Here is a 7,610-nt window from a genome sequence, read left to right as displayed (position 1 = left end):
CCGGACGAACGCTGCGCCGCGGCGCTGCCGCGGCTGGTCGCCGGCATCCGGGTCTCCTGCGCCACGAAGGAGGCGGGCCTGTACCGGGGACTGGCCGGGCTGAGCTGGTTCCTGACCGAGCACGCCGAGCTCACCGGCACGGACGCCGCCCGCAGCGACGCCGTGCGCGCCGCGACCGGCTTGCTGAAGTACGCCGTCCCGTACCGGCGCGGTGTCCGTTTCCTCGGAGCGGGTTCGCAGCGGTTCACCGCCGACCTGTCCAGTGGCGGGGCCGGTGTCCTGCTGGCCCTCCACCGCCTGCTGGCCGGCCCGCTCCTGACGGAGCCCCACCACGCCCGCCCCCGGATCCCCGCATCCGGCGGGCGGCTCCGGGCGGGCGTCCCCTGATCGCCCGGGCACGGCGGCGAGCAACTCCGTGCCCGGGTATGCAGTGACCGACCGACACGACCCCGAGAAGAAAGCGGAGAGCACCCATGAGCCAGATCCTCGCGCTCCAGGCACTGGACACCGAGCCGGAGGCCGAATACTTCCCCTGCTTCAGCGTCGCCTGGAGCATCAGCGACATCTTCCCCGACCCGATGTAACGGGCCGGGACCCGGCGAGGGCCGGGACCGGCGGTCATGCCACCGGTCCCGGCCCGGCGCGTTCCCCTGCCCGACGAGCGGCGGACGGCGGACGGCGGACGGCGGACCCGATCGGGGAGCTGTGCGACCGTTCCCGGTCGCGGTACGGGCCCTACTCGTAGCGGACGTCGGAGACGGAGTAGCGGCACGTGGTGCCGTCGGGTCCGGTGCCGATCTCGTCGGGCTCCTTGCCGGTGTCGTTGCCCGTGAAGCGGGTGCACGGCTTCGTCTTCTTCTTGGTGTCGCCGTGGATGCGGATGTTCCGCAGGGTGGCGATGTCCCCGTAGTTCGAGTTGACGCCGACGATCGACTTGCCGGGCGCGGTGATGTCGACGTCGTTGATCAGGATCGTGCGCGGGTACTGCTTGGCGCAGTTGCCGCAGGAGCGGACCAGCTTGCCGAAGTCGGAGACCTGGAACTTGGTCACGACCAGCTTGCCCGCGCCGTTGAACTGGAAGACCTTGTCGGACGCGCCCTTCGCGCCGCCGCCGTGGACCGCGTACACCGCGGAGGCCGAGGTGCCCTTGAAGGTGGCAGCGTCCTCGCCGACGTTCTCCCACCAGACGTTCTGCACGGTGCAGCTGCCGAGGCAGTGGACCCCGTCGGCGGCCGGGGAGCCGATGATCACGTTCTTGAGGACGGCGCCGTCCCTGAGGACGAAGACGGGCTTCTGGTTCTCCTGCTGGCCCCCGGAGCCGAGTTCACCGGTGCCGTAGAAGCGTTGGAGCTTGCCGTCGTACGTGCCGGAGACCTCGATGGTCTCGGTGACCGGCTTGTCCCCCCTCGCCTGCGGCCAGGCCCTCGCGGCGGTGGCCCCTGCCTGGGTCGCGCCCGCCGACGTGAGCAGGCCCGTCGCGACGACGGAGGCGCCCGTGATGCAGAGCGCGGCCAGACCGCTGACCAGCGCCCTGCGGCGGCCGGTCCTGCGCTTGTGCGAAGTCATCGCTTCTCTCATTCATCTGATGGCACGTCATGAGCGGGTGGATCGCGGCGACATGGCGGCTCAGTCGCCGATGAGGGCGTCCACCACCGCTCGGGCGACGCGGCCGGCCCGCTCCGGCGTCCAATGGGCCGGCTCCTCCACGGTCGAAACGTAGTAGCCGCGGGTCAGCAGGGAGAGGACGTCGGCGGCGAGCCCGGCGTCGGGCACTCCTGCGGCGAGGCACGCCTCGAAGAACTCCGCGCGCGATTCGCGCGGCTCGCGCCGGTCGACACCGGCGGGGTCGGTCTGCGCCGACGAGAGCATCTCCACCCAGAGCGTACGGAGCAGGAGGTCTTCGGGTTCCGTGCTGACGTGCCATTCCACCGTGGCCCGCAGTCGGTCCGCACCGGTCAGGTCGCCCAGGTGGGCGTCCAGGTCCTCCCGCCACCGGGACTCCGCCGCACGCACGGCGTTGGTGATCAGAGCCATCCGCGTGGGCACGTAGTTCGTGATCATCGCCGTGGACCCGCCGAGTTCCTTTGCCACGGCTCGGATGGTGACGGCGCGCGCGCCGTCCCGGGCGGCGACCGTGAGGGTCGCCTCGGCGATCGCCTTGCGGCGCTGGACTTCGTCGACGTCGATCGGCATGACAGCAACCTAGCTCAGAGGGGGTTGACGTTGAACACACTGAGATGCAACGTTGTTATATCACGTTGTTGCTTCAAAATTAGCCCCGTGGAGGGCCTCATGAGCCTTGCCGTCCGGCGCGTCACCCCGGAGCCAGTGCCTCCGCACGCGCAGCAGCACATGGTGCGCATGCGCGACGGAGTGCAGCTGGCCACCGATGTGTACGGCGCCCGTCCGGGAGAGAGGGCGCCGACCGTGCTGGCCCGCCTGCCCTACGACAAGAACAGCCGCTACGTCTTCTTCGACAGGATCGCGGAAAGGTTCACGTCCCGCGGCTACGTCGTGGTGGTCCAGGACGTCCGCGGCAAGTTCCGCTCGCAGGGCCGGACCCTGGGCTGGACCGGAGAGGTCGACGACGGGTTCGACACCATCGAGTGGGTCACCCGCCAGCCGTGGTCGGACGGGATCGTGGGCATGTTCGGCGACTCGTACTACGGGTTCACCCAGTGGTCGGCCGTCTCCAGCCAGCACCCCGCCCTCCGCGCCATCGTCCCCCGGGTGACCTCTACCAACAACGCTCCTGGCATCGCCAGTTACGACGCCGGATCCGGACCGCAGCCGCTGTGGCTGGAGGGAACCTCCTACCAGGCGCAGGTGTGGACGGACAACGACACCTACGAGTTCGACGTCGACCTCACCAGGCGCCCCCTCCTCGCGGCGTACGAGGAGGCATTCACCGCGATCGGGAAGCGTTCGGCCGGCTTCGACCTGATCGTCGGCGGCGTTCCCCTCCCCCCGTACAACGGGCCCCACCCCTACGACGCCCGGCCGGTGCCCGTCCTGCACTGCGTGGGCTGGTTCGACAACCTCGGCATCGCCCACATGCGCGACTACACCGAGCTGGCCCGGCGCCCCGGATGGGCTGCCGTGCAGTACCTGTCCGCCGACACGATCGACCACGAGAACTACTTCCTGGAGAACGCACCGGTCTCACCCGACGTCGACCACCTGGCCGACGACGCCGCTCTCGAGCGCGTGCTCGACTCCTGTACGGGTCCTGCCGTCGAGTTCTTCGACGTCTACCTGAAGGGCATCGCCCCGCCCGAATCGCTGCCCCGCGTGCGCTGGAAGCTCGGCCATGTGGGCTGGCGCACCGCTTCCGCGTGGCCCCTGCCCGAGGCCACGGCCACGGAGCTGTACCTGGCGCGGCCGTCGGCGGCGACGGGCACGGCCCCCGGCGGACAGCTCGTCCCGAGCCCGGCCGGCACACCGGAATCGGCCGAGTGGCGCTACGACCCGGACGACCTCGTGCCCTCCGCCGCGGCGGACACCTTCCTGCAGCTGCGCGATCACGTCGACGAGCGCCGCACGCTCGACCGCGACGACGTGCTCGTGTTCACCGGTCCCGATGTGGACACCCCGCTCGACCTCGCCGGCCCCGTGCACGCGGTGCTGCACGTGGAGAGCACGGCGCCCACGTTCGACATATTCGTCCGGCTCCTCGATCTGGCACCGGACGGCACGGCGCGCCTGATCGTGCGCGGCTGCGCCCAGGCCGACGGACCCGGCGAGAGGGAGATCGCCCTGGGCCACACGGGCTACCGGGTGCGCCCCGGCCACCGCCTCGCTCTGACGATCGCAGGCAGCGACTTCCCGAACCACCTGCCCAACTCCGGTTCACTGGAGAACCCTTGGCTGACGACCGCCCCCAAAGCGAGCCTGCAGAAGCTCCTGACCGGCACCGGCCACCCCTCCCGTCTGCGCCTGACGGTCCTGCCCGCGAGCAGCGAAGGAGGCGACCCGAGATGAGCCTCCGGTTCCTCGCCGCCCGGCTGGCCCTGCTCGTCGTGACCGTGCTCGTCTCGAGCCTGGCCATCTACGGTGCGATGTTCCTCACGCCCGGAGATCCGGCCACGCTGCTCGTCGGCGGCAGCCGCAACCCCGACCCCGAAGTGCTCGCGCAGATCCACCGCGAGTACCACCTGGACGACCCCTTCATCCAGGGCTACGGGCACTGGCTGAGCGGCTGCCTGCGGGGGGACTTCGGCAAGTCCCTCGTCTACCGCGACTCCGTCGCCGACCTCATCGGCGCCCGCGCCGGCGACACCCTCGCCCTCGTCGCCTACGCCTCCGTCCTCGTCCTCACCGCCGGTACCGTCCTGGGTACCGTCGCCGCACTGCGCGGCGGGCGCACGGAGACGCTGACCACGACCCTCACCGCGGGCGTGATGGCGGTACCGACCTTCGTCATGGCGGTCCTGCTCATCTGGCTCTTCGCCGTCCAGCTCCCGTGGTTCCCGGTGTACGGCTCGGGCGAGGGCTTCACCGGCACCCTCTCGCACCTGACGCTGCCGGCCCTCGCACTGGCGATGACATGGATCGGCTACGTCGCCCAGGTGACCAGGGCCGCCGTGCGGGCGGAGATGCGGTCGGAGCACGTAGAGACCGCTCGCAGCCGTGGCGTGCCCGAGCGGACGGTGATCAGGCGGCACGTGCTGCACAACGCCTCCGGACCCGTCTTCGCGGTCTCCGGCGTCGGCATCGCCGGCCTCATCGCCACCGCGGCCGTCGCCGAGCAGGCGTTCGGCACCGGAGGGCTCGGAGCCCTCATGATCGAGGCCGCGTCCAAGCAGGACATGGCCGTGGTCCAAGCGGTGTCACTGATCTTCGTGGTCGTGTTCGTCGTCATCAACACGGGCGTCGACCTGATCAGCGCCGCACTCGACCCCCGGGTCGCGCAGAAGGGGGCCCGATGACCACCGCCCTGTTCACCCGTACCGCCGCCGAGCCGAGGGGCGGCCGCCCGCGCGACCGTCTGACCTTCGGCGCGGGGTGCGTGGTCGGCCTGTTCATCCTGCTGGCCGTGTTCGGGCCGCTGATCGCCCCGCACGATCCGAACGCCGTCGACCCGCTGAACGTCAACGCCGGCGCCTCCCTCAGCCATCTCCTCGGGACGGACGACACCGGACGGGATCTGCTGTCCCGGCTGATCAGCGGTACTCGCGCGAGCCTTGCCGCCCCCACTGTGGTGATCACCGTCTCCACCACGCTCGGAACCCTCCTCGCGCTGGCCGCCGCCTGGTTCGGCGGCCCCCTCGACCGGTGCGTGTCGGGCGCCCTGGACATCGTGTTCGGCTTCCCCGGACTGATCATGGCCGTGCTGGTCGCCGCGGTCTTCGGTGCCGGACTCACCGCGCCGATCGTGGCCCTGTCCATCGCCTACCTCCCGCTCGTCACGCGGGTCGTACGATCGGCCGCGATCAAGGAGCGGAACCTTCCGTACGTGTCGGCGCTCCAGCTCCTCGGCGCCCCCACCGCCCGCGTCTGGCTGCGGCACCTGCTGCCGAACCTGCTGCCCCTCGTCCTCGTCCAGGCCACCATCGGCTTCGGCTACGCGCTGCTCGACGTGGCCGCGATCTCCTTCCTGGGCCTCGGCAGCCAGCCGCCGGACCCGGAATGGGGACTGATGGTGTCCAACGGAGCGCCCTCGATCCTCGCCGGTCAACCACAGCAGTCGCTGTACGCGGGCGTCGCCATCCTCATCGTCGTGGTCGCGTTCAACCTGCTGGGGGCCGGACTGTCCCGACGTCTGCTCGGAGAGAACGCATGAGCTCATCACCCCTGCTCCAGATCAATGCGCTCAGAATCGACCTGCCGCTCGACGGAGCCGTACGCACCGTCGTCCACCGCGCCGACGTCAGCATTCCCGCGGGAGCGGGCGTCGCCCTGGTGGGAGAGTCGGGATCGGGCAAATCCCTGACCGCCCGCTCCGTCCTGAGCCTGCTGCCCAAGGGCGCCCGAATCCACGGGGACCTGCTGTTCGCCGGGGAATCCGTGCCCGCGATGAAGCCGGAACGGCTGCGCCGGTTCCGGGCCTCCGATGTCGCCATGGTGTTCCAGGACCCCAGGGCCCACATCAATCCCGCCCGCAGCATCGGCGACTTCCTGGTGGAGGGGCTGACCACTGCACGCGGTGTCCCGGCCGCCGAGGCGATCACGAAGGTCACGGGAATCCTGCGGGAGGTCGGCATCGCCGATGCCGGGCGGCGCATGCGCCAACGGCCCCAGGAGCTGTCGGGCGGTCTTCTGCAGCGCGTCATGATCGCCGCCGCGCTGGCCGCCGAACCGCGGCTGCTGCTCGCCGACGAGCCGACCACCGCGCTCGACGTCACCACCCAGGAGGAGGTGATGGCCATCGTCACGGAGGCCCGCGAGGCACGCGGCCTGGCGATGCTGTTCATCACCCATGACCTGGAGCTGGCGGCCGCCGTGTGCGACCGGGTTGTGGTGATGTACGCGGGCACGACCGTGGAGGAGCTCCCCGCCGACCGTCTGCGCAGCCGTGCCGCCCACCCGTACACGCGCGCCCTGCTCGCCTCCCGCCCCTCGGTCGGCGACGCCGGCGCGCAGCTGCGTTCGATCGCCGGCAGACCCCTGTCCGGCTTCGAAGCGCCCGCCGGATGCGCCTTCGGCGACCGGTGTCCCCGCGTCCAGGACCGGTGCCGCGGCGAACGCCCCCGGCACCGCCCGGCGGGTGACGGCCTGGTGGCCTGCCACTTCCCCCACACGTTCTCGCCCGAGGAGGCCGGCAGCCATGTTTGACGTGCGCAACCTGCGCAAGGAGTACGGCGGCTTCATCGCCGTGGACGACGTCACCTTCTCGCTCCCGGAGCGAGGCTCCCTCGCGATCGTCGGCGAGTCGGGCTCCGGCAAGACGACCACCGCACGCATGATCGCCGGTCTGGAGACGCCCAGCGGCGGACACGTCGTGGTCGCAGGCGACGAGCGGCGGCCCGGACGGCTGAGTTCACGCGAGCGCCTCGCCCGCGGACGGCAGATCCAGATGGTCTTCCAGGATCCGTACTCGTCCCTCGACCGGCGCCAGCGCGTATGCGACGCCGTCGCGGAGGCGGTCGGCCTGCACCGGCGGCTGCGCACGGATCAGCTCCGGGCCCGGGTGGACGAGCTGTTCGACATGGTGGGCATGGACCACCGGCAGGCGCGGTCCATGCCGAAGGAGCTGTCGGGCGGGCAGCGCCAGCGCGTCGCCATCGCCCGCGCGCTGGCGGCCGAACCACGGGCACTGATCATGGACGAGGCGATCGCGGCTCTGGACGTGTCCATCCAGGCTCAGATCCTGGGCCTGCTCGCACAGATCCGAGCGGAAACCGGGACCGCACTGCTGTTCATCACGCACGACCTCGGAGCGGTCCGGCACATCTGTGACGACGTGCTGGTGATGCGGGCGGGAAGGGTCGTCGAATCCGGTCCGGTCACGACCGTCCTCGACGATCCTCAGGACCCCTACACCCAGCGCCTCATCGCCTCCATCCCGAAGCCGGGCTGGAAGCCCCGGAGAAGGGCGTCCGAGGCCGCTGCCGTCTGATCCCACCACGGCCGCACGATAGCGAGGCCCCGAACAGCGGACGCTGTTCGGG

7 protein-coding genes and 1 pseudogene are annotated in these 7,610 nt (G+C 70.9%); 6 read left to right on the top strand and 2 right to left on the bottom strand.

Going from position 1 to position 7,610, the window contains the following annotated elements; all coding sequences use genetic code 11:
- Window positions 1–387, top strand: a pseudogene (locus tag ABZY57_RS31220) (hypothetical protein); the annotation flags it as partial.
- A gap of 348 nt (window positions 388–735) precedes the next feature.
- Here the strand turns inward: ABZY57_RS31220 and ABZY57_RS31215 are convergent.
- A complete protein-coding gene (locus ABZY57_RS31215; protein ID WP_356517673.1) occupies window positions 736–1,566 on the bottom strand; it encodes a pectate lyase in 831 nt (276 codons plus the stop codon).
- A 60-nt stretch (window positions 1,567–1,626) separates the two neighbouring features.
- On the bottom strand, window positions 1,627–2,193 hold the full coding sequence (locus tag ABZY57_RS31210) for a TetR family transcriptional regulator C-terminal domain-containing protein (RefSeq protein ID WP_356517671.1): 567 nt from the start codon (window positions 2,191–2,193) through the stop codon (window positions 1,627–1,629).
- Window positions 2,194–2,292: 99 nt separating this feature from the next.
- Between ABZY57_RS31210 and ABZY57_RS31205 the strand changes: the two genes are divergently transcribed.
- Genes ABZY57_RS31205 through ABZY57_RS31185 form a run of 5 tightly spaced genes read left to right on the top strand, consistent with a single transcriptional unit; the run spans window position 2,293 to window position 7,558 of the window.
- Window positions 2,293–3,981, top strand: a complete 1,689-nt coding sequence (locus tag ABZY57_RS31205) for a CocE/NonD family hydrolase (RefSeq protein ID WP_356517669.1) — start codon at window positions 2,293–2,295, stop codon at window positions 3,979–3,981.
- A complete protein-coding gene (locus ABZY57_RS31200) occupies window positions 3,978–4,928 on the top strand; it encodes an ABC transporter permease (protein WP_356517667.1) in 951 nt (316 codons plus the stop codon). Before ABZY57_RS31205 ends, ABZY57_RS31200 begins: the two co-directional genes overlap by 4 nt.
- On the top strand, window positions 4,925–5,782 hold the full coding sequence (locus tag ABZY57_RS31195) for an ABC transporter permease (protein WP_356517665.1): 858 nt from the start codon (window positions 4,925–4,927) through the stop codon (window positions 5,780–5,782). The genes ABZY57_RS31200 and ABZY57_RS31195 overlap by 4 nt, the downstream gene beginning before the upstream one ends.
- Window positions 5,779–6,774 (top strand): ABC transporter ATP-binding protein, encoded by a 996-nt coding sequence (locus ABZY57_RS31190; protein ID WP_356517663.1) that lies wholly within the window; start codon window positions 5,779–5,781, stop codon window positions 6,772–6,774. The genes ABZY57_RS31195 and ABZY57_RS31190 overlap by 4 nt, the downstream gene beginning before the upstream one ends.
- Window positions 6,767–7,558 (top strand): ATP-binding cassette domain-containing protein, encoded by a 792-nt coding sequence (locus ABZY57_RS31185; RefSeq protein WP_356517661.1) that lies wholly within the window; start codon window positions 6,767–6,769, stop codon window positions 7,556–7,558. The genes ABZY57_RS31190 and ABZY57_RS31185 overlap by 8 nt, the downstream gene beginning before the upstream one ends.
- Window positions 7,559–7,610: the final 52 nt, after the last annotated feature.

The organism is Streptomyces sp. NPDC006450 (assembly GCF_040612195.1).
Lineage (GTDB): Bacteria > Actinomycetota > Actinomycetes > Streptomycetales > Streptomycetaceae > Streptomyces.
The sequence above is the reverse complement of the archived record's forward strand: the minus strand, read 5'-3'. Positions and strand labels throughout refer to the sequence as shown.